A 20326-nucleotide genomic window follows, 5' to 3' on the forward strand; every position below is an offset into this window, starting at 1 on the left:
CGGGCTGGATCAGCCGGCGGTGTTGCCGACGGGCGCCTGGCCGAGGGCGCTGAGCTTCCACCCGTCGGAGGTGCGGGTGAGCTGTCCCAGCATCCGGCTCTCCTTGACCGCGGGCTTGCCCTCGGGGGCGGTCACGGTGACCCGCAGCGCCACCATCACGCCCGCCTTCCCGGCCCTGTCGTCCAGCTCCGTGACCGCGCCGGACAGGATCTTGGCGGTGCTGACCGTCTTGGCCGCCTCGATCTGTTCGGCGAACGCGTCCCTGCCGTCGACGAGTTGCTTGTGCAGGTCGCCGGTGGTGGAGTCCTCCCAGCTGTCGAGCCCTTCGGCGAGCCGGCCGTGGTCGAGCGTGTTCATGTTCTGCACGGCCTGCTCCCCCGCCGCCAGGGCGTCGTCGCGGGCCTGTGCGTAGGACGCCGATTCGTCGTGCGTGGCGTCGTAGAGGGACCAGCCTCCCCAGCCCGCGGCGGCGGCGGCCGCGACCGTCAGCGCGACCGCCGCCGCCACCAGCGGATCGGTTGTGATGCGTACCCGTGCCATGTGGTGCTCTCCCCTACCTGGAGGTGATGTCGACGATCCGCCAGTGCCCGCCGCGGAGTTCCGCGGTCACCGACAGCTGGGCCGCCGCCGTGGTGGCGGCCTTCCCCTCGCGCTCGTAGACCTGGTCGAGGAAGACCAGGAGGTGGGCACTGCTGCCGGTGAGCCGGGTGACTCCGGCGCGTACGGCCTGGCTGGTGAGCGTCAGCTTCTGGTCCGCCGCCTGCTTCTCGACCTGGCCGAACAGGGCCGCGTACTGCTGGAGCGCCCGGCCCGCGAGCAGTTGCTTCGCCGACTCCTTGGTGGCGGCGGTGGCCTGCGGGCTGTACGAGAAGACCTTGCCCAGCGCGCTGCTCACATCGCCGGAGACGCGGGCGGTCGCGGCGGAGTCCGTCAGAGCGCGGTTGGACGTGGCCGGGGTGTCGCGCAACTGCTGTCCCTCGACGAACAGGGTCCCGCCCACCCCGAGCAGGGCGAGGGCCAGCAGCACGGCGGCCACGCGGGGCCACCGTCGGCGGGCGGCGGGCGCTTCCGGCCCGGCCTCGGCGTCCGCGTCCGCGTCCGGTACGGGATCGAGGTCCGGCGGGACCGTCGCTGTCGCCGTGCCCCGCCTCATGTGCCGCTCCCGACCGGTAGCGCGTCCAGTGCCTTGATCTTCCAGCCGTCGTCGGTGCGGGCGAGTGTCACCTCGAAGCGTTTGCGCTCCGTCCCGCCCTTGCCGGTGCGCGGGGTGACCTGGACGTCGACGGTCGCGATGAGCGCGGCCGTGCCGGCCCGGTCGTCGAGCGCGGTGAGCGCCGCGTCGGTCACCTTGCCGCGTGCGGTGGCGCCGGACTCGGTCAGCTCGGCCGCGTCCTTCTTCCGGGTGCTCTCCAGCCGGTCGTGCAGGGGTCCGGTCGAGGCGGTCAGCCAGGCCGTGAGGCCGGACTCCACCCGCGCGGCGTTCCCGCCGTCCATGCTGGTCAGCCGCGCGAGGTGCCGCTTGCCGTCCGCGAGGGCGGCGTCCCGGCTCTTCGCGTACGCCAGCGTGTCGTCCCCCCGGGCCTGGGCGTACGACCAGGTACCCAGCGCGCAGAGCAGTACGGCGGCGAGCAGCGCGGCCCAGCCGAGCCTCGTCCTCGTACGGTCGCTCATGAGCCGCCTCCCAGGCCCAGCAGACCGGCCATGCCGTCGGCCCGTGGTGTGGCAGTGTCCCCGGCGGTTCCGGTCGCGCCGGCGGTTCCGGTCGCGCCGGTCGCGTCCGGTAGGAGGCCCGAGCCGGGCTCGAACGGTTCCGGGACGGGGCCGCCCTTCGGGGCGTTGGCGCTGCCTCGGACGTTGATGCCGCTGCCGGGCGGGGAGGCGCAGCGGGCCTTGGTGTTGGTGGCGGGGGCCGCCGAGAGGTCGGTGCCGGGACGGTAGGTGGTCGCGCCGTATCCGGCGGTGCAGGGCAGGGGTTCGAAGAAGGTGACCGACATGCCGAACCTGGCCCCGTCCTGGTCGACGGCGCTCGCTCCGGCCGCCGCGACCGCGGGCAGCTTCACCAGCAGTTCCTCCAGTCCACGTTGCCGGGTGACGGCGACCTCCGAGGTGGTGAGGAGGTTGGCGACGACCACGCCGAAGGCGGGGTCGAGGTCGCGCAGCAGTCCGCTGATCTGTGCGGTGGCGTCGGGCGCAGCGGCGATGAGCCGGCGCAGATCGGTGTCGGATCCCTTGAGCTCGGCGGCGAGTTCCTCGGCGCCGGAGGCGAAGCCCTTGAGTGCCTCGCCCTGTTCGTTCTGGGTGCGCAGCACCGTCTCGCCGTCGGCCATCAGCTTCGTGGTGGCGGGGAGGGCCTCGTCGGCGGCCTCGACGAACTCGCTGCTGGTGTCCAGCAGGACCTGGAGGTCGTCGCCACGGCCGGTGAACGCGGCGCCGAATTCGTCGACGACCGTGCGCAGGGCTTCCGCGTCGACGGAGGCCGTCAGGTCGTTGACGCCGGTGAGGACGTCGGTGACGGGTGCCGGGATGGTGGTGTCGGCCTGATCGATGACCGAGCCGTTCTCCAGGAAGGGGCCGTCCGCGCGGGTGGGCCTGAGGTCGATGTACTGCTCGCCGACCGCGGAGAGGCTGGCGACGACGGCCTGGAGGCTGTCGGGGATGCGGGGCGCGTCGTTCTCGATGCGCAGTTCGGCCTCGACTCCGTCGTCGGTGAGCTCGATCGGGCCGACCCGGCCCACGGAGACTCCTCGGTAGCTGACGTTGGAGTGGGTGAACAAGCCGCCTGTCTGCGGCAGTTGCACGGTGACGGTGTAGTGGTCACGCAGCCCGACGTAGTGGCCGAGGTCGGCGTACCGCACCCCGAGGAAGCCGAGGACGAGTACGGCGATGACGAGGAAGGCGATGTTCTTCAGCCGGATGGCCAGGGTGATCATCGGCGGGTGCCCTCCGTTTCCTGCGTGGTGACCGAGGGGAGCGGCAGGGGAAGTGCCTCTCCCGTCTTCTGCTGGGTACCGGATGCCGTGGTGGGCGGCGTGAGCGCGGGGATGATCTGGGTGCCGGGCAGGGCTGTGACGTCCAGGTAGACGTTGAGGTAGTCGCCCTTCACTCCGCGGAGCACCTCGTCGGTGAACGGATAGGTGAGCAGCACCTGGAGGGAGTCCGGCAGGTCGTCGCCGGAGTCGGCGAGCGCGGCGAGCGTGGGTGCGAGGGCCTTGAGGTCGGCGATCATGTCGGCCTTGCTCCTGTTGATCGTGTCGACGGCCACGGTGGAGAGCGTGTCGAGCGAACGCAGCATGGTGAGGAGCGAGCCGCGCTGCTTCTCCAGGACCTTCAGACCGGGGGTGAGCCCGGTGAGGACCGTCCCGACGTCCTGCTTGCGGGTCGCGAGGGTGGCGGCCAACCGGTTGACGCCGTCGAGAGCCTGGGTGATGTCCTCCTTGTGGGTGTCCAGATTCGTGACGAGTGTGTCGACGCGCTTCAGCATCGAGCGGATCTGCGGCTCCTGTCCGGCGAGTGCCTTGTTGAGCTCCGTGGTGATGGTCTTGAGCTGGGCCACTCCCCCTCCGTTGAGGAGCATCGACAGGGCGCCGAAGACCTCTTCGACCTCCGGGTTGCGGTTCGTGCGGGCGAGCGGGATCCGGTCGCCGTCCGCGAGGGCTCCGTGGGCGGTGCCGGTGCTCGGGGGTGAGAGCTGGACGAACTTCTCGCCGAGGAGGCTGGACTGTTCGAGGTGGGCGTAGGCGTTGGCGGGCAGTTCGATCTTCCCGTTGACGCGCATGGTGACCTTGGCGGTCCAGCTTCCCGGGGTGAGGGCGATCTCGGTGACACGGCCGACGGCCACGTCGTTGACCTTGACGGAGGACTGCGGGGCGAGGCTGAGGACGTCCCCGAACTCGGCCGTGATCTCGTACGGGTGGTCGCCGAGGTCCGCTCCGCCGGGCAGCGGCACCTGGTCGATGCCCGAGAACGACGGCAGGCCGACGGTCGTGGCGACGAGCGCGAAGCCGACGCCCGCGGCGACGAGCGCGCCGAGGCCCCAGACCGTACGGGTGCCGGGTCTGCGCAGGGCATGGCTCATGGGGTCGCCTCCTTCTGCTTCGCGGACTTCTCCGGGGTGCCGTAGACGGTGCCGACGGCGGGCAACGGCAGTACGGGCAGTGCCTTCTGCCGGGAGGTGTCCACCGGTGCCAGCCCATCCAGGGCGGTGGCACCGGCCTCGGGCCCGGTGAGCGGCCCGCCCATCGACAGCTCGTTGAGGTTGGTACGCCCGTTGAGGGTCCGGTTCGCCGGGTCGTAGGCGTTCAGTACGTTGCCCGCCGCGAGGGGCAGTGTGTCGAGGGATTCGGCGAGCGAGGCGCGCTGGTCCACCAGGGTCTGGGTGAGCGGCACCAGAAGGTCCACGTTCTCCTTGAGCGCTCCGCGGTTCTTCTGGATGAATCCCTTGACCTGGCCGAGCGCCTTGCCCAGTTCCTTCAGGGCCGCGCTGAGGTTCTTCTTGTCGTCGGCGAGGAAGCCGGTGACGGAGTTCAGCTGCTGCTCGGCGGCCCGTACGTCGCCGTCGTTGTCCTTCAGCATCGTGGTGAAGGACTGCAGGTAGGACAGGGTGTCGAAGAGGTTCCCGCTGCTCTTGTCGAGGGTTTTCGTCGCCTTGCCGAACTGTTCGACGGAGTCCCCGATGGCCTCTCCGTTGCCGTCGAGGTTCTTCGCCCCGGTCTCGAGGAGTTTTGAGAGCGCTCCGTCCGTGTTCGCTCCGTCCGGGCCCAGAGCCGTGGAGAGCTCGGTGATCGACTCGTACAGCTGGTCGACCTCGATGGGGGTGGCGTTGTCCGCGGCCGGGAGTACGGCGTCGTCCTCCAGCCGCGCTCCCCCGGTGTAGGCCGGGGCGAGCTGGACGTACCGGTCGGCGACCAGGCTGGGGGCCACGACGACGGCGTGCGCCTCCTTCGGGACCTTGATGCCCTGGTCGAGTTCGAGGGTGACCCTGACCTCCTCCCCGCGTGGTTCCACGGACCGGACGGTTCCGACTTTCACGCCGAGGATCCGCAGATCCGATCCGGCGTACACGCCGGTGGCCCGGTCGAAGTAGGCGGTCACGGTGGTTCTCCCGCGTTCGTCCATCGCCATCACCCCCGAGGTGGCGGCGACGGCCACGACGGCGAGTCCGGCGCCGATGCCGATGACGCGTGTGCGTCTCATGTCAGCGCCCTCCCTGCTTCGGTGGCATGCAGTCGTCGACCGGGGGCGTGCCGGCGGGCAGGTAGTCCTTCGGGACGACGCCGCAGACGTAGTTGTCGAACCAGCGGCCGTTGCCGAGGGTGTTGCCGACGAGCCGGTTGTAGGAGCCGGCCAGGGAGAGCACCTTGTCGAGACTCTTGCGGTTCTTCACCAGGACCGCGGTGACCCGTCCGAGCGATGCCAGGGTGGGCCCCAGCTGCTTGTTGTTGTCCGCGACGAGCCCGGTGAGCTGGGTTCCGAGGTTCCGGGTGCCGGTGAGCAGCAGGTGGATGGAGTCGCGCCGCGCCTGGATCTCCCCGAGGAGCAGGTTGCCGTCCTCCAGGAGTGTCTCGAAGCTGCTCTTCTTGTTCGCGAGCGTCCTGGTGAGCTGTTTGCTGCCCTTGAGGAGGGTGGCGAGCTGGGCGTCACGTTCGGACACCGTTCTCGACAGCGCGGACAGCCCGTTCGCGGCGCTGCGCACGTCGGGCGGCGAGTCCTCGAAGGTTTCGGAGATCGTCTCGAAGCTCCGGGCGAGCTGGGCGGTGTCGATCTCCTCGATCGTCTCGCCCAGTCCGGTGAAGGCCTGGGTGACGTCGTAGGGGGAGGTGGTGCGGGCCGCGGTGATGCGGGAGTCCGGGTCCTGGGGGGCGGTGCCCAGTGGGTCGACGGCGAGGTACTTGTCGCCCAGGAGCGTCTTGATGGCGATGCCGACGGTGGAGGAGTCGCCGATCCAGGCGTCCTCGACCCGGAAGTCCACCTTCACCTTGGCGCCGTCGAGCGTCACGGCGGTGACCTCGCCGACCTTGACGCCGGCGATCCGTACCTCGTCGCCCTCGTCGAGGCCGGCCGATTCCGTGAAGTCGGCGCTGTAGGTGGTGCCGCCGCCGATGAAGGGCAACGCGTCGGCGCGGTAGGCGGCGAGGCCGATGAGGGTCAGGACGAGGAGTCCGACGATGCCGAGGGCGACGGGATTGCGTTCCCGTACGGGCTTGATCCTCATGCCTGGCACCTCGGTCCACCGATGGTGATGCCGGTGGGCGGCGCACTGCCGTCCTCGGTCGTCACACCGCTGACCTCGGCTTCGCAGAGGTAGAGGTTGAGCCATGACCCGTACGACGTGAGGCGGGTGATCGCCTCCATCTTGGCGGGGGTCTTCCGCAGGAAGTTCTCGATCTTGGGGGCGTTCTCGTCCAGCCGGCCGGTGAGACGCCCGAGCTGGGCGATGTCGTCCTTGAGCGGCTTGCGCCCGTCCTGGAGGAGGTCCGCGGTGACGGTGGTGAGCGCGCCCATCGCCGTGACCGCCTCGCCCAGCGGTTCGCGGTCGCCGGAGAAGCCGGTGACGAGCTTCTGCAGGGTGACGACGAGGTCGTTGAAGCCCGCCTCGCGGTCGTTGACGGTCTTCAGGACCGTGTTGAGGTTCTTGATCACTTCGCCGATCACCTTGTCCTTGGCCGCGACGGTGCCGGTCAGCGATCCGACGTGGGAGAGGATGCTGTCGACGGTGCCGCCCTCGCCCTGGAGGACCTGGACGATCGATCCGGCGAGCTGGTTGACGTCCGGTGGCGACAGCCCCTCGAAGAGCGGCTGGAAGCCGTTGAAGAGCTGAGTGAGGTCCAGCGCGGGCGTGGTGCGCGAGAGCGGGATGGTCGAACCTGACCTGAAACTCGCGCCGACCGGACCGGCGCCCTGGTCCAGGTCGATGTAACGCTGGCCGACCATGTTGAGGTACTTGATCGAGGCGGTCACCGAGGCGGGCAGCTCGCGGCCCCTGCGGACGGCGAAGCCGACCTCGGCCAGCCGTCTGTCGGCGACCTCGATGGACTCGACCTGGCCGACCTTGACTCCGGCGATACGGACGCTGTCGCCCACGACGAGTCCGGTCGCGTCGGTGAACCTCGCCCTGTACGACGTGGTGTCCCCGACACCCGTGTTGGCGATGGACAGCCCCAGCACGGTGGTGGCCAGGGCGGTGACCACGACGAAGACGATCGACTTCACGAGGGGGCCCGCGAGGGAGCGGCGCTTCACTTGAGCTTCACCTCCGCGCCGCGGAAGGCCGGACCGATGAGCACGCTGCTCCAGTCGGGCAGGGTCTGCGGCTGGACTTTCAGGGAGGAGGCGACCAGCTCGTTGACGAGCAGGCTCTCCTCGGGGGAGTTGGGCATGCCGAGGGCGGTTCCGGTCTCCTGGACCTCCGAGGCGGGACTGCTGCCCGTGGAGGATGCGGTCCGGGCGTCGGCGGTCGGCACCGTCGCGCCGGTGTACGGCACGGAGTAGCAGTGCGGGCCGCCGGTCGCGCCGTAGGCCGGGCTGTCCTTGCCCGCGACGTACTTGCCCTTGGACTCCACGGCCCGGAGCGTGACATGGAGACCGGGTTCGTCGGTGCCCTTGCCGAGCGCCTTGTCCATGGCGGGCACGAAGCCCGCCATGGTGCGCAGCGTGCAGGGGAAGGCGTCCGAGTGCTCCGCGAGGAGCTCCAGCGTCGGCCGGCCCGAGGCGGAGAGACGGATGAGGTTGTCCTTGTTCTTGCGCAGGAAAGAGGTGACGTCCCGGGCGGAGGCGGTCGTCGAGCCGTACAGGTCGGCGAGTTCGGCCTGCTGTTCGGCGAGGGTGCCGCTGGTGGTGGTGAAGTCGGTGAGCGCGTCCAGGACGTCGGGGGCGGCGTCCGCGTAGAGGTGGCTCACCTTGACGAGTTCCTTGATGTCCGCGTTGAGCGTGGGGAGTTGTGGGTTGAACTCCTCGAGGTGCTCATCGAGGGTGACCAGGGTGTCGCCGAGCTTCTCGCCGCGTCCTTCGAGCGCCTGGGACACGGCGTTGAGGGTGGCGGCGAGCTTCTCGGGCTTGACGGCGGTCAGCATCGGCAGGACGTTGTCGAGGACCTCCTCCAGCTCGATGGCGTTGCTGGAACGGTCCTGCGGGATCACCGCACCGGCCTGGAGGGTCCGGGCGGACGGGAGCGACGGCGGTACGAGCGCGACGAACCGCTCGCCGAAGAGGGTGGTGGGCAGCATCTGCGCGGAGACGTCGGCGGGTATCCGTTCGAGCCGGTCGGGCCGGATGGCGAGCGTCAGGCGCGCCCCGTCCCCTTCCGCCTCGATGTCGCGCACCTCGCCGATGACGACTCCGCGCAGTTTGACCTCGGCGTTGTCGTGCATCTCGTTGCCGACGCTTCCGGTGCGCACGGTCACGGTGACGTCGTCCGTGAAGTCCTTCTCGTACACGGAGACCGACAGCCACACGAGCACGGCGGGCACGAGCACGAAGGCCACACCGGCGAGTCTGCGGCGCACCGTCTGCGCCGTGGAGGTATGCATCAGCCGGCCACCTTCACCGTTGTCGTCGCGCCCCAGATGGCGAGCGAGAGGAAGAAGTCGGTGACGCTGATCAGCACGATGGCGTTGCGCACCGACCGGCCCACGGCCACACCGACGCCGGCCGGGCCGCCGGTGGCGTGGAAGCCGTAGTAGCAGTGGGCGAGGATCACCAGCACGCTGAAGATCAGCACCTTGAGCACCGACAGGAGCACGTCGTCCGGGGAGAGGAAGAGATTGAAGTAGTGGTCGTAGGTGCCCGCCGACTGCCCGTTGAACAGGACGGTGATGTAGCGGGACGCCAGGTAGGAGGAGAGCAGCCCGATCGCGTAGAGCGGGATGATGGCGACGACTCCGGCGATGATCCGCGTGGTGACGAGGTAGGGCATGGAGCGGACGCCCATCGCTTCCAGGGCGTCGACCTCCTCGTTGATCCGCATCGCGCCGAGCTGGGCGGTGAAGCCCGCTCCGACGGTCGCGGAGAGGGCGAGCCCGGCGACGAGCGGTGCGATCTCCCGGGTGTTGAAGTACGCGGAGATGAAGCCGGTGAAGGCGGAGGTGCCGATCTGGTCGAGGGCGGCGTACCCCTGGAGGCCGACGACCGAGCCGGTGGCGAGGGTCATCGCGATCATCACGCCGATGGTTCCGCCGATGACGCCGAGGCCGCCGCTGCCGAAGGCGACCTCGGCGAGCAGCCGCTGCACCTCCTTGAGGTAGCGGCGGAGGGTGCGGGGGATCCAGACGAGCGCCCGTACGTAGAAGGTGAGTTGCTCACCCGAGCGGTCGAGCCAGCCGAGCATGGACATCGGTCAGCCGCCCTTCGGGGGGACGATCTGGAGGTAGACCGCCGTGATGACCATGTTCACCGCGAACAGGAGCATGAAGGTGATGACGACGGACTGGTTGACCGCGTCGCCCACTCCCTTGGGCCCGCCGCGTGGGTTGAGCCCTCGGTAGGCGGCGACGATGCCCGCGATGAAACCGAAGATCAGGGCCTTGAGTTCACCGATGTAGAGGTCGGGGAGCTGGGCCAGGGCGGAGAAGCTGGCGAGATAGGCGCCCGGTGTGCCGCCCTGCATGATCACGTTGAAGAAGTACCCGCCGAGGGTGCCGACGACGGACACCAGTCCGTTGAGCAGCACGGCGACGAGCATGGTGGCCAGCACGCGGGGGACGACGAGGCGCTGGACCGGTGAGACCCCCATGACCTCCATGGCGTCGAGTTCCTCGCGGATCTTGCGGGAACCGAGGTCGGCGCAGATGGCCGACCCCGCGGCCCCGGCGATCAGCAGGGCCACGATGAGCGGGCTGGCCTGCTGGATGACCGCGAGGACGCTGGCGCCGCCGGTGAAGGACTGCGCTCCGAGCTGTTCGGTCAGGGAGCCGACCTGGAGGGCGATGACCGCGCCGAACGGGATGGAGACGAGGGCGGCGGGCAGGATGGTGACGCTGGCGACGAACCAGAACTGCTCGATGAACTCCCGTACCTGGAAGGGGCGGCGGAAGACGGCCCGGCCGACGGCGAGGGCGAGCGCGAACAGCTGGCCGGTCTGGCGCAGCGGGGCGAGGAGCCGCGAGGGTGGCTTCTGTCCCGGTGTCTTGGCCCGCGCCTCTTCGGCGGCCGGCTCGGGCGGGCGTACGGGCAGGGGTGCCGTCATCTGCGCCCACCGTCCAGGGTCGGCGTGTAGCTGTTCATGATCGCCGTGCGGGCGGCCTCCGGCAGCTGGCCCATCATGGAGATGACCCGCTTCCGGCGGCGCAGGGCCGCCTGCCGTACGGGCAGTCCGGGTGAGGGCTCCAACTGCGGTACGACGGTGCGGGGCCCGGTGGGGTGGGCGTAGCCGTTGGTCTGCTCAGCGGCGAGGGTGGCGGCGTCCTTCTCCTCGGACATGCCGATGGGGCCTTCACGGCGTCCGGCGAGGAACTGCGACACGACGGGCATGTCGCTGGTGAGCAGGACCTCGCGCGGGCCGAAGGTGACGAGATTGCGGCAGAACAGCATCCCCATGTTGTCGGGGACGGTGGCCGCGATGTCGAGGTTGTGGGTGACGATGAGCATCGTCGCGTCGATCTGCGCGTTGAGGTCGATGAGGAGCTGCGAGAGGTAGGCGGTGCGCACCGGGTCGAGCCCGGAGTCCGGCTCGTCGCAGAGGATGATCTGCGGGTCGAGGACGAGGGCGCGGGCGAGGCCGGCGCGCTTGCGCATGCCGCCGGATATCTCGCCCGGCAGCTTTCCCTCCGCGCCGAGCAGGCCGACGATGTCGATCCGCTCCATGACGATGCGGCGGATCTCGGACTCCTTCTTGCGGGTGTGTTCACGCAAGGGGAAGGCGATGTTGTCGAAGAGCGACATCGATCCGAAGAGGGCGCCGTCCTGGAACATGAGCCCGAACAGCTTTCGGGTCTCCATGATCTCCCGCTCGGGGCTGTTCACCATGTCGACGCCGTTGATGAGCACCCGGCCCTTTTCCGGCTTCAGCAGTCCGATGATGGACTTCAGGAACACGGTCTTTCCGGTACCGGAAGGACCGAGCATGACGCTCACCTCACCGGCCGGCAGCGTGAGGCTGACGTCCTGCCAGATGTTCTGCTTGCCGAAGGATTTCGTCAGGCCTTCGACGACTACTTCGATTCCCATCGGCCCTCCCTCGAAGTGGTGGTGAACGACGTCATCTGTCAGCGCTCCGGCTCCGGTCAATGCAAGGACGGCTCGTCACACATGCACCAGGAGGCGCACGGTATGTCCGCCGAATCCGCCAGGACAAGCCGTTGAACAGCGGAGATCGTCGGACTTCGATCTCTGGGAGGAGCACTTGTCACCGACTGACAAACCCGCCGGGCGGCTTTGTCGTAATCTGCGCAAGCTCTCCGGTCGCACCGGGGTCCCGCGGCCCAGGGGGGCCGGAGCCACGAGACACCGGCGGTCGGGAGAACCGGCCCCGGCTGGAGGGTCCGGGCCGGCGTGACTCCCGGAGGAATCCCGGGTCAAGGGGGCGCGACCGGAATTCCACGTACGTCGGACGAGCAGGTGCGGACCCGGTTTCCGGTCCGCTCAATCGGGACGCTACGGGCCGGTAACCTAAGTCCGCAATAGCGCTTCACGAACTTTCTCCGAGGTAATCGCACGGCGGCATTTTCTTGTACGCCGATGAGTGATCGGGCCGCGAAACCTATCGAAAAGTGAGGGTGGCGGGGCCGGGACGGCGGACCCCGGAACGTCCCTCCGGACACGCCGAAGCCCGCCCCGACCAGGGTCCATGCGGTCGGGACGGGCTCATGTGCGATCGATCGGCGGGGCGCAGGAAGTGACAAGAAGCCGGATACGGCGCCCGCGTGCTTCCCTTCGGCTACTTCACCGCGGAGTGCCAGGCCTCGGAGAGCTCCTTGCCTGCGTCGGGCACCGACACCCCCGGAGCGGTGAGACCGGCCGTGTAGGTCTTCGCGTCGTTCAGGACGAGGTTGCTCGTACCCGCCGCCGCGGGCAGGCCCACCTTGAGGTCGATCGCCCAGCTCAGCAGGCCACCGAGTCCGCAGCCGCTGGCCTTCGGCACGGAGAACTGGCTGTCGCCCTGAGCCGCTCCGGACAGGGCGATCTGGATCATCGAGCCTTCGTCCGGATTGGCCGTCCCGTCACCGTTGAACCGGGAAGCCGCCATGGCCGGGGCGCTGATGTTCCCGGGCCGCAGGAGCACCGGATTGCTGCTCGTCCCTATGTAGCAGTTGGATCCGAGCAGCGGGTTCTCCAGCCGGATCTTGACGGGCAGCTTGACGATCGGCCCCGAGGAGATGCCGGCCACCAGGCTGAAGTCGGTCGGTGTGCCGGCCGACTCCACCGTGGCGGTCACCTTGTTGAGGGTGGCGTCGGTGATCTGACCACAGATGGCCGAGACGACCGGGACACCGTTGGGGCACATGATGCCGAGGAGCCCACCGGGGATGGTGGTCTTCCCGCTGACGAGAGAACCGGCCGGCGGCGGAACGACCGTGTAGGTCCCCTCGGCCGGGTGCTGGATGACACCGAACTGCAGGTTCGTGGCACCGGTCGTCGCCTCGACCTCGCCCAGCTTGATCGTCCCGTTGGGCGAGGCGGACGTCACGCACAGGGGGACATCGGTGTCGCCGTCCGTGGCGAGCATGGCCGGGGCGTCCACCGGACAACGGTCGAACGGGGCCCAGGATCCGTTGAGCTGGGTGGCGGCGGTGGCGGCGCCGGCCGGGGTGGCGGTCAGGGGCATGACCAGCGCGGCGGACGCGGCGACGGCGCCACCGGCCTTGATCCAGGTCTTGGAGGCAGATCTCATCGTTCCCTCAATTCGTGAGCTGGTCGGAAGATTGCTGTGCGCGATGCGGATTTCGGTACGGCCGCGGAGGCTCAGCGAGTCGCCCGGGGCACGTCTCTCGGCTGGAAGTCGGGCGTGCAGTAGGCGGGATCCGCGCCGTTGGCCGGCGCGCAGGGCGCTCCCTGCACCTGTTTGACGTAGCCGGGCGCTCCGGACAGGGACGCGGTGAAGATGCTGTCGAGGTCCTCATCCGTACCGCACCCGCTGAAGGGGGGAAGGGTCACCGATCCCTTCAGCTCCCCGCCCGTCGCCAGGGTGTAGCCCACCGTGACACCCTCCTTCGCCTTCATCCTGCCCTCCAGGGACAGGCGAAAGGGCTTGGAGGTACGGCAGTTGTCGCCCACGTCGAGAGGCACACCGTTCACCTCGACGTCCTTGAGCCTGAGCATGAGATCGAGGTCGATGGTCGTCACACCTGTGTTCGAGAAGTCGGAGTAATCGACGGTCAGGTGCGACGCGACGTTGTACTTCGGGGTTCCGTCGGCGCCCACCCCCGGGGGAATCTGCGTCATCTCGAGGGTTGCCGTGGTGGGCATGAATCCGAACGTCAGGAACGTACCCGTGGCGGGTGGGAGCTGGGGCTTCCCGTTGTATTCGAGTACGGCGGTCGAGTCCTGGTAGATGTGCACGCCGGGATCGGTGATGACCGGTACGGTCGGTCCCTGCGCGATCCTCGCGCAGGCCACGGGGAACTTGGTCGCGCCGTCGAGCTTTGCCACGTTGGCGTAGCCGGCCACGTAGGCGACCAGCTCAAGTCCCTCGTTCGGGTCGCCGACGCACGGAGGACCATCGGCCGCGGGGGGCGGCTCCGCCTCCGCTCCGACCTCGGGCACACCCACCTCACCCGCCGTGTCCTCCTCACCCGGCCAGGTCCCGGACGGTGTCGGTTCCGACTCGACCGCGCCGCCGATGTCCACCGTCGCCAGCGCCCTGTCCTCGCCCGCGTCCGGGGTGCAGCTCAAGGAGGCGTTCGGCTGTTCGGCAGGACTTCCGTCGAGGGACTTCACGGCGAGTTCCACGGAGAGTGTGGACGCCTCGAGCAGCAGGCCACCCGACGAGCCGGGTTTCATGTACGGAACGCTTCCGGCTGCCCTCAACGTGAGGTCGCCCTCGGCGGGAATCGCCACGGGCTCAGCGGTCGTCCCGATCCACTCGGCCCGGGCCCGCCGCTCCCCCTGGGACACGTCGACGGAGAGCCGCGCCTCGGCGCTCACGGTCGCCGCGGCGGGGTCGGCCGGGACGCCGAGCCCGCCCTCGGTCACGGTGATGCCCAGCGTCATGTCCTCGGGCTGGATCGCCTGCCCCGGCCGACCTGACTCGGGAACCTTCGCGACGACCTCGACCTCGACCTTCACCGGCGGCCCACCCTCCGGAAGGGCGCAGGTGTAGGCCAGCTCCGTATCGATGTCCTGCACACCTGATGCGGCCTGCGCACCGGGGACCATGCTTCCCAGCAGCACCGCGGTGGCCATTGCGGCCCCCCGCGCCGTGCGTCTGTGTGCTCCCGTTGCACGACTGCCTCTCATTGACCATGTCCCCTTTCGGACCGACGGACGTGCATCGCGTGCGGGCTCGCCTGTACCCCAGTCGTCACCCACGGCCGAGAGCCCTGCGTCCGCGCGGGGTGCACGCCGGAGTCGTATCGCCTGGTGACACCCGGATCGCACGGCGGGCGGATTCCGCCGTGCGATCCCTGCTCACTCCCGAGTGGCTCGTGGCCCGGTCAGGGGGTGTAGACGATGGTCGGCTTGGTGGTGCCGCCGCTCGGAGTGACCGCGTTGTAGTTGGTGGTGTAGGTGGGGGTGTTGCCCGGAGCGGCGATGCCGGCACAGCCCGCGGAGGCGGTCGCGACGGTCAGCTTGTAGGTGGTGTTGTTGCTGACCGCCAGCACCCCGGTGGAGTTGGTGTACTTGGCGACGACGTTGCCCGTCACCGTGAAGGTGCAGGTGAGTACCTTCAGGGTGGCCTTGACACCACTGATGTACCCGTTGGTCACACCGGCACTGTAGGTGTTCGCGTTCAGCTTCCAGGGAGTGGACGTGTCGGCGACCGGGGTCACCGGACCGAACGGGCTGGTGCACCCGCTCCAGGTCAGCGGAGCGATGGTGCCGACCGTGACGTTCGTGGTGCCGGCGGCGGAGGCCAGGTTGCCCTGGGCGGCGGACGACGTACACGTCATCGGGATGCCGTTCAGGATGAGCGTGACGGTGCCGGAGTTGGCCGAGAACGTCTGTGACGCGTTGGGGCCGATGGTCCAGGTCGGAGCGGCGACGCCGGCGCTGGCGGTGGTGGCGCCGAGCGTGACAGCGGCGGCGGCGGCACCGGCCGCCAGCGCGATCTTTCTCAGAGAGTTGCGCACAGTGATTTCCTCCGATTCGACAGTGCGGGCGCACTGTTGCGGGGACAGCACCCGGATTCCTGCAAAGGCGCAGGGAGTGCCGCGATGAATCGTGTTGCGTGGGGGCCGTGCTGCTCTTTCAGCCATACACGTTCTGTGACAGGGCGTGACGTTACTTGCGGGAAACTTCGAGCACAATCCTGTGCGTCAAGATTGGTCCGGGGAGTTTTTTTCCTCGTCACCAGGTCACTAATTCACGAGGTGTGCTTGTCACTTGGTGCGCAATATCGCCCGAGAGGGCCACCGGGATCCCGAATCCACCGTCCGGTACGGCTGTCGGCCTTCACCGGCGCTCGTGACGCGGTCCACGGCCGAAAACATTGTCCGGAAGTGAGCATTTCCCGCCCCACCTGCACCGGAGCCCCACGACAGGGGCACTCCGCGTTCCCCTTGCGCTTCGATCTTGTCCAGACGGTGTGCACCCCGCCCGACTTGGTCTATCTTCGGCGCCGATGTTGGTATACACCTGTCGGTCCGTGGGAGCGCTTCCCCCACACGTTCCACCCACGCCGGGCCCGGGAAAGCAAGGGGACGGTCATGCCGAGACTCATCCAGCCGCTGGACACCGGAGACCCGCTGGGGCCGCTCCCCCAGGAGTTCGCCGCGATCATGCGGCCCGAACTGCCGAGCCTGATCAAAGAGATAGGCATGGAAGTGACCCGCGCCTATCCGGAATACGCGCGTCTGCTGAACGGCCCCAACGGCACGTCCATCCGCATGGGTGTCGAGCAGAGCCTCTCCTCCTTCGTCGACCTGGTCGCCGAGCCCTCCTCCCCCACCGTGCTGCGCGATGACATGTGCCGAAGATTCGGCAGATTCGAGGCGTACGAGGGCCGCACCATGGACGCACTCCAGGGGGCGTACCGACTGGGCGCACGCGTCGCGCTGCGGCGGGCCAAGAAGGTGGGCCGGAGTTACAACTTCTCGCCCGCGCTGATGCTGAGTTTCGCCGACGCGCTGTTCGCCTACGTGGACGAGCTCGAGTCGCTGTCCCGTGAAGGCTTCATGGAAGTACAGGCCCAGTCCGACCAGCAGAGCGAGGCGGTACGCCGCCGACTGCTGCATCTCATCCTCTCGGGCAAACCCGTGCCCCGCAGCGCGATCGCCGAGCTCTGCGAGCAGACCGGCTGGACGCTCCCCGAACAGGTCACGCTCGTCGCCGTACGCGCCCCCGCCGGCCTCGACCGGATCAGTGCGGACCCTGACGTGCTGATCGATCCCGGCGACCCCCAGCCGCATCTGCTGATCCCCGGCCCGGTGGACGACGCGCGGAGGGAAATGCTCGGCAGGACGGCCCCCGGCGGCGGCGCGGCGATCGGACTGACCGTGCCGACCGCGCTCGCCGCCGACTCGATCCGCTGGGCCCGCCGCGTCCTCGAACTCGTCGACGCGGGGGTCATAGACGACGCTCCCGTCATTCGCTGCGAGGACCACCTCGTCACACTCTGGCTCCTCTCCGACCCCGCCCTGCTCGACCAGCTCGCCGAGCGTGAACTGGCCGCCGTCGCGGGCATCAGCTCCACCCGGCGCGAGCGGTTGATCGAGACGCTGCGGATCTGGCTCGACACCCGTGGCACGGCCGCCCAGATGGGCGAGCTCCTCGACGTCCATCCCCAGACGGTCCGTTACCGGATGCGTGGCCTGGAGGCCCTCTTCGGCGAGCAGCTCACCGATCCCGAGAGCCGCTTCGCGACCGAAGCCGTGCTGCGCGCCACGCGGTTACGGGCTCGCGGCGGCCAATCCCTCAGCTGAATCCGCTTCAGACGCTTCGAGCCGAGTCAACTTACCCCCAGGTAACGCCAAATAGACGGTCAGTCCCAAACGGTTGCGACACGGAGACGTTCTCAACAAGAAACCCGGAACTGCGTCCCGTTACATAGGGAGGAGCGGTGGCCCACCGGTCACCGTGGAGCACCACCTCCTGGCCGACCATCCGAGAGGGATCCCCCACATGACCGCTTCGCACCTCCTCGTTCCCGTGCCGATCCCCGACCGGGTCGCCGCACTGATCGGTTCCTGCACCCCGCCGCACATCCTCCAGGCGGAGTTCGACGCCGACTGCGCCGCCCGCGAGGTGCGCCGCTTCCGGGGACCGAGGCTCGGCATCGAGGACCAGGCCGACCGTGAACAGGCCCTGTCCGAGCTCGCGTGGGCCAACAAGGTGCTGTCCGCCCGCCACCCCTACCTGGCGGTGCGTCCGAACGACGCCTGGTGACGGCTGCTTGCGGAGCAGCCGCGCCCCCCTTACCTTACTCAGAAGTAAGTTTACTCTGAAGTAAGGATTTGGCGTGGCCGACAACAGCAGCGGCAACCTCACGGACGAACTGTCCGGGCTCGACTTCTCCGCGGTCTCCCCGGAGGAGTTCGCACGGATCGTCAAGGGCCTGTCCGTCAAGCAGCTCGGTGAGGTCATGCACGGCGATCTGCGCGCCCGGGTGCTGAGCGAGGTCTTCGGCCGGATGCGGCAGCAGTTCCGCCCGGATGCGGCCGGCCCGCTGAAGGCCCTGATCCGCTGGAAGATCACCGGTGAGAGCGAGGAGGTCTACGAGACCTCCATAGCCGACGGCACGTGCACCGTGAGCGCGGGCCGCTCCGACGCGGAACCCCGCACGACGCTGGTGATGAGCGACGCCGAGTTCCTCAAGCTGGTCTCCGGCAACGGCAATCCCGTGACCATGTTCATGATGCGCAAGCTGAAGGTCGCCGGTGATGTCGGCCTGGCCTCGGGCCTGACCCGATACTTCGACATCCCGAAGGCCTGAGCCCATGAGCTACTTCTCCCTAGCCCTGACCGAGGAACAGCAGGACCTGCGCAACTGGGTGCACGGCTTCGCCGCCCAGGTGATCCGCCCCGCCGCAGCCGAATGGGACGCCCGGGAAGAGACTCCGTGGCCGGTCATCCAGGAGGCCGCCAGGATCGGGCTGTACGGCTTCGAGTCGCTCGCCGACATGTACGGGGACCCCAGCGGCCTGTCCCTCCAGATCGCCAACGAGGAGCTCTTCTGGGGCGACGCCGGAATCGGCATGGCCCTTTTCGGGACCTCCCTCGCGGTCGCCGGTATCTTCGCCTCCGGCACGCCCGACCAGCTCGCCGAGTGGGTCCCGCAGTGCTACGGCGACGAGGACGACCCGAAGGTGGCCGCCTTCTGCGTCTCCGAGCCCCAGGCCGGCTCCGACGTCTCCGCGATGACGACGAAGGCCCGCTACGACGAGGCCAAGGACGAGTGGGTGCTCTCCGGCCAGAAGGCGTGGATCACCAACGGCGGGATCGCCGAGATCCACGTGGTCGTCGCCTCGGTCGACCCGGCGCTCGGCGCCCGTGGCCAGGCCGCGTTCATCGTCCCGCCGGGCACGGCGGGTCTGACGGCGGGCCGCACCATCAAGAAGCTCGGCCTGCGTGCCTCGCACACGGCGGACGTCTTCCTGGACGACGTGCGCGTACCGGGCCACTGCCTGCTCGGCGGGAAGGACAAGCTGGACGCGCGTCTCGCCCGCGCCCGCGAGGGCACCACCGCCAAGGGCCAGGCGGCCATGGCCACCTTCGAGGTCAGCCGCCCCACCGTGGGCGCACAGGCGCTGGGCATTGCCCGCGCCGCGTACGAGTACGCGCTGGAGTACGCCGGGGAGCGCGAGGCGTTCGGCCGGCCGATCATCGAGAACCAGTCGATCGCCTTCGCCCTCGCCGACATCCGTACGGAGATCGAGGCCGTACGCCTGCTGATCTGGCAGGCCGCGTGGATGGCCCGCAACGACCGGCCCTTCGACGCCGGCCAGGGTTCCATGTCCAAGCTCCGCGCGGGTGAACTCGCGGTCTCCGCCACGGAGAAGGCAGTCCAGATCCTCGGCGGCGCGGGATACAGCAGGGAGCACCCGGTGGAGCGGATGTACCGCGACGCCAAGATCTACACCATCTTCGAGGGCACGAGCGAGATCCAGCGCCTGGTCATCGCCCGCGCCGTCTCGGGCCGTCACATCCGCTGATGACGGGCAGGAATTTCTCCCGGAGGACGGCGCCGCGGAATGGGTGGTGAACCCCTGGGCGGCGGACGCGGGCGAGAGGATGTCGGGCAGCGACGAAGTCCGGGACACGTATGACTCCTGCGGCATGAAAAAAGGTGGTTCATGACGGTGAACGGACGACGTCGGCAAGGCTGTTGACCGACAGCTCGATATCGAAACCCCTGGGAGTGTCCTTGGCCGCCGCATCCGGCTCCACGCGTCCGTCCGTCCTGTTCGTCACCGATCTCGCCTACGAAGCGCGCGGACGGCGCTACTGCGACGAGGACATCTTCCTGACGTCCCGACTGCGCGAGACCTTCGACATCGCGCTCTGTCACCCCCGGGACGCGTCGGCGTTGCTGGACGGGTTCGACGCGGTCGTCGTCCGCAACAGCGGTCCCGTCCTGCACTACCGGGAGGCGTACGACGCCTTCCGGTCCCGGGCCCGGGAAACGGGTGCCCGCGTCCACAACACGCTCGACGGCCGCGGGGACATGGCGGGCAAGCAGTATCTGGTCGATCTGAGCCTGGCCGGCTTCCCGGTGATCCCGACGGTGGACCGCGCTGCGGACCTGGGGCTGCTCCCCCCGTCGACCGGCTATGTGGTCAAGCCCAAGCTCGGCGCGGACTCGGTGGGGCTGCGGTACACCGAGGAGCCGGACTTCCCCGAGGGCTCCGACGGCACCCTGCTCGTCCAGCCGCGGATCGACTTCCGCTACGAGGTGTCCTTCTACTTCGTCGACCACGACTTCCAGTACGCTCTCCACGCACCGCATCCGGAGCGGCGCTGGGTGCTCGAGCCGTACACCCCGAGCGCCGAGGACCTGGACTTCGCGCACCGCTTCGTCGGGTGGAACACCCTCACGCACGGCGTCCAGCGGGTGGACGCTTGCCGTACGCCTGAGGGCGGCCTGCTGCTCGTCGAGCTGGAGGACCTCAATCCGTACCTGTCGCTCGACCGTGTCCCGGACGAGGCGCGCGAGGCGTTCGTGACCCGGCTGACGGCGTCCGTACGGGACCTGCTGGCCTGACTCGTCCGGCCCGGCCCGGCATGCGTCGGGCGGGGC

The 20326-nt window shown here is 69.0% G+C and carries 20 protein-coding genes; 5 read left to right on the plus strand and 15 right to left on the minus strand.

The window, feature by feature from the left end:
* Positions 1-9: 9 nt before the first annotated feature.
* From ABT001_RS23005 to ABT001_RS23075, 15 genes are all read right to left on the minus strand, one after another.
* The gene (locus tag ABT001_RS23005; RefSeq protein ID WP_502967505.1) at positions 10-540 is read right to left on the minus strand and encodes an Rv1363c family protein; all 531 of its coding nucleotides are present in this window, start codon (positions 538-540) and stop codon (positions 10-12) included.
* Positions 541-553: 13 nt separating this feature from the next.
* Positions 554-1153 (minus strand): hypothetical protein, encoded by a 600-nt coding sequence (locus ABT001_RS23010; RefSeq protein WP_351280538.1) that lies wholly within the window; start codon positions 1151-1153, stop codon positions 554-556.
* Positions 1150-1671, minus strand: a complete 522-nt coding sequence (locus ABT001_RS23015) for a hypothetical protein (protein WP_351280541.1) — start codon at positions 1669-1671, stop codon at positions 1150-1152. Before ABT001_RS23015 ends, ABT001_RS23010 begins: the two co-directional genes overlap by 4 nt.
* A complete protein-coding gene (locus tag ABT001_RS23020) occupies positions 1668-2930 on the minus strand; it encodes an MCE family protein (protein ID WP_351280544.1) in 1263 nt (420 codons plus the stop codon). The genes ABT001_RS23015 and ABT001_RS23020 overlap by 4 nt, the downstream gene beginning before the upstream one ends.
* A complete protein-coding gene (locus ABT001_RS23025) occupies positions 2927-4075 on the minus strand; it encodes an MCE family protein (RefSeq protein ID WP_351280546.1) in 1149 nt (382 codons plus the stop codon). The genes ABT001_RS23020 and ABT001_RS23025 overlap by 4 nt, the downstream gene beginning before the upstream one ends.
* Entirely contained in the window at positions 4072-5193 is a 1122-nt protein-coding gene (locus ABT001_RS23030) for an MCE family protein (RefSeq protein WP_351280548.1), read from the minus strand. The genes ABT001_RS23025 and ABT001_RS23030 overlap by 4 nt, the downstream gene beginning before the upstream one ends.
* Position 5194: 1 nt before the next feature.
* Positions 5195-6211: an MCE family protein gene (locus ABT001_RS23035; protein ID WP_351280550.1), complete on the minus strand. Its 1017-nt coding sequence runs from the start codon at positions 6209-6211 to the stop codon at positions 5195-5197.
* The gene (locus ABT001_RS23040) at positions 6208-7239 is read right to left on the minus strand and encodes an MCE family protein (protein WP_351280552.1); all 1032 of its coding nucleotides are present in this window, start codon (positions 7237-7239) and stop codon (positions 6208-6210) included. Before ABT001_RS23040 ends, ABT001_RS23035 begins: the two co-directional genes overlap by 4 nt.
* Positions 7236-8525: an MCE family protein gene (locus tag ABT001_RS23045; protein ID WP_351280553.1), complete on the minus strand. Its 1290-nt coding sequence runs from the start codon at positions 8523-8525 to the stop codon at positions 7236-7238. Before ABT001_RS23045 ends, ABT001_RS23040 begins: the two co-directional genes overlap by 4 nt.
* Positions 8525-9328 carry an MlaE family ABC transporter permease gene (locus ABT001_RS23050; protein WP_351280556.1) on the minus strand — a complete coding sequence of 268 codons (804 nt, stop codon included), beginning with the start codon at positions 9326-9328 and terminating at the stop codon, positions 8525-8527. The genes ABT001_RS23045 and ABT001_RS23050 overlap by 1 nt, the downstream gene beginning before the upstream one ends.
* A gap of 3 nt (positions 9329-9331) precedes the next feature.
* On the minus strand, positions 9332-10180 hold the full coding sequence (locus ABT001_RS23055) for an MlaE family ABC transporter permease (protein WP_351280558.1): 849 nt from the start codon (positions 10178-10180) through the stop codon (positions 9332-9334).
* Positions 10177-11160, minus strand: a complete 984-nt coding sequence (locus ABT001_RS23060; RefSeq protein WP_351280561.1) for an ABC transporter ATP-binding protein — start codon at positions 11158-11160, stop codon at positions 10177-10179. Before ABT001_RS23060 ends, ABT001_RS23055 begins: the two co-directional genes overlap by 4 nt.
* Positions 11161-11869: 709 nt before the next feature.
* A complete protein-coding gene (locus ABT001_RS23065) occupies positions 11870-12823 on the minus strand; it encodes a hypothetical protein (protein WP_351280563.1) in 954 nt (317 codons plus the stop codon).
* Positions 12824-12894: 71 nt separating this feature from the next.
* Positions 12895-14334 carry a DUF6801 domain-containing protein gene (locus ABT001_RS23070; RefSeq protein ID WP_351280565.1) on the minus strand — a complete coding sequence of 480 codons (1440 nt, stop codon included), beginning with the start codon at positions 14332-14334 and terminating at the stop codon, positions 12895-12897.
* A 251-nt stretch (positions 14335-14585) separates the two neighbouring features.
* The gene (locus ABT001_RS23075; protein WP_351280567.1) at positions 14586-15221 is read right to left on the minus strand and encodes a hypothetical protein; all 636 of its coding nucleotides are present in this window, start codon (positions 15219-15221) and stop codon (positions 14586-14588) included.
* Between the two features lie 576 nt (positions 15222-15797).
* Between ABT001_RS23075 and ABT001_RS23080 the strand changes: the two genes are divergently transcribed.
* From ABT001_RS23080 to ABT001_RS23100, 5 genes are all read left to right on the plus strand, one after another.
* Positions 15798-17012, plus strand: a complete 1215-nt coding sequence (locus ABT001_RS23080; RefSeq protein WP_351280570.1) for a PucR family transcriptional regulator — start codon at positions 15798-15800, stop codon at positions 17010-17012.
* 199 nt (positions 17013-17211) lie between these two features.
* Positions 17212-17475, plus strand: coding sequence for a hypothetical protein (locus tag ABT001_RS23085; protein ID WP_351280573.1), 264 nt, complete (start codon positions 17212-17214; stop codon positions 17473-17475).
* 73 nt (positions 17476-17548) lie between these two features.
* On the plus strand, positions 17549-18022 hold the full coding sequence (locus ABT001_RS23090; RefSeq protein ID WP_351280575.1) for an SCP2 sterol-binding domain-containing protein: 474 nt from the start codon (positions 17549-17551) through the stop codon (positions 18020-18022).
* A 4-nt stretch (positions 18023-18026) separates the two neighbouring features.
* Positions 18027-19241 carry an acyl-CoA dehydrogenase family protein gene (locus ABT001_RS23095; RefSeq protein WP_351280578.1) on the plus strand — a complete coding sequence of 405 codons (1215 nt, stop codon included), beginning with the start codon at positions 18027-18029 and terminating at the stop codon, positions 19239-19241.
* 206 nt (positions 19242-19447) lie between these two features.
* Positions 19448-20290, plus strand: a complete 843-nt coding sequence (locus tag ABT001_RS23100) for an ATP-grasp domain-containing protein (protein ID WP_351280581.1) — start codon at positions 19448-19450, stop codon at positions 20288-20290.
* Positions 20291-20326 lie beyond the last annotated feature (36 nt).

Source organism: Streptomyces sp. NPDC002793 (assembly GCF_040295485.1).
Taxonomy (GTDB): Bacteria; Actinomycetota; Actinomycetes; order Streptomycetales; family Streptomycetaceae; genus Streptomyces.

Excerpts from the sequence above, each read along its gene's own strand:
- ABT001_RS23005 (WP_502967505.1), bottom strand. The coding sequence starts at position 540 with ATGGCACGGGTACGCATCACAACCGATCCGCTGGTGGCGGCGGCGGTC.
- ABT001_RS23010 (WP_351280538.1), bottom strand. The coding sequence starts at position 1,153 with ATGAGGCGGGGCACGGCGACAGCGACGGTCCCGCCGGACCTCGATCCC.
- ABT001_RS23015 (WP_351280541.1), bottom strand. The coding sequence starts at position 1,671 with ATGAGCGACCGTACGAGGACGAGGCTCGGCTGGGCCGCGCTGCTCGCC.
- ABT001_RS23020 (WP_351280544.1), bottom strand. The coding sequence starts at position 2,930 with ATGATCACCCTGGCCATCCGGCTGAAGAACATCGCCTTCCTCGTCATC.
- ABT001_RS23025 (WP_351280546.1), bottom strand. The coding sequence starts at position 4,075 with ATGAGCCATGCCCTGCGCAGACCCGGCACCCGTACGGTCTGGGGCCTC.
- ABT001_RS23030 (WP_351280548.1), bottom strand. The coding sequence starts at position 5,193 with ATGAGACGCACACGCGTCATCGGCATCGGCGCCGGACTCGCCGTCGTG.
- ABT001_RS23035 (WP_351280550.1), bottom strand. The coding sequence starts at position 6,211 with ATGAGGATCAAGCCCGTACGGGAACGCAATCCCGTCGCCCTCGGCATC.
- ABT001_RS23045 (WP_351280553.1), bottom strand. The coding sequence starts at position 8,525 with ATGCATACCTCCACGGCGCAGACGGTGCGCCGCAGACTCGCCGGTGTG.
- ABT001_RS23050 (WP_351280556.1), bottom strand. The coding sequence starts at position 9,328 with ATGTCCATGCTCGGCTGGCTCGACCGCTCGGGTGAGCAACTCACCTTC.
- ABT001_RS23055 (WP_351280558.1), bottom strand. The coding sequence starts at position 10,180 with ATGACGGCACCCCTGCCCGTACGCCCGCCCGAGCCGGCCGCCGAAGAG.
- ABT001_RS23060 (WP_351280561.1), bottom strand. The coding sequence starts at position 11,160 with ATGGGAATCGAAGTAGTCGTCGAAGGCCTGACGAAATCCTTCGGCAAG.
- ABT001_RS23065 (WP_351280563.1), bottom strand. The coding sequence starts at position 12,823 with ATGAGATCTGCCTCCAAGACCTGGATCAAGGCCGGTGGCGCCGTCGCC.
- ABT001_RS23070 (WP_351280565.1), bottom strand. The coding sequence starts at position 14,334 with ATGGCCACCGCGGTGCTGCTGGGAAGCATGGTCCCCGGTGCGCAGGCC.
- ABT001_RS23080 (WP_351280570.1), top strand. The coding sequence starts at position 15,798 with ATGCCGAGACTCATCCAGCCGCTGGACACCGGAGACCCGCTGGGGCCG.
- ABT001_RS23085 (WP_351280573.1), top strand. The coding sequence starts at position 17,212 with ATGACCGCTTCGCACCTCCTCGTTCCCGTGCCGATCCCCGACCGGGTC.
- ABT001_RS23095 (WP_351280578.1), top strand. The coding sequence starts at position 18,027 with ATGAGCTACTTCTCCCTAGCCCTGACCGAGGAACAGCAGGACCTGCGC.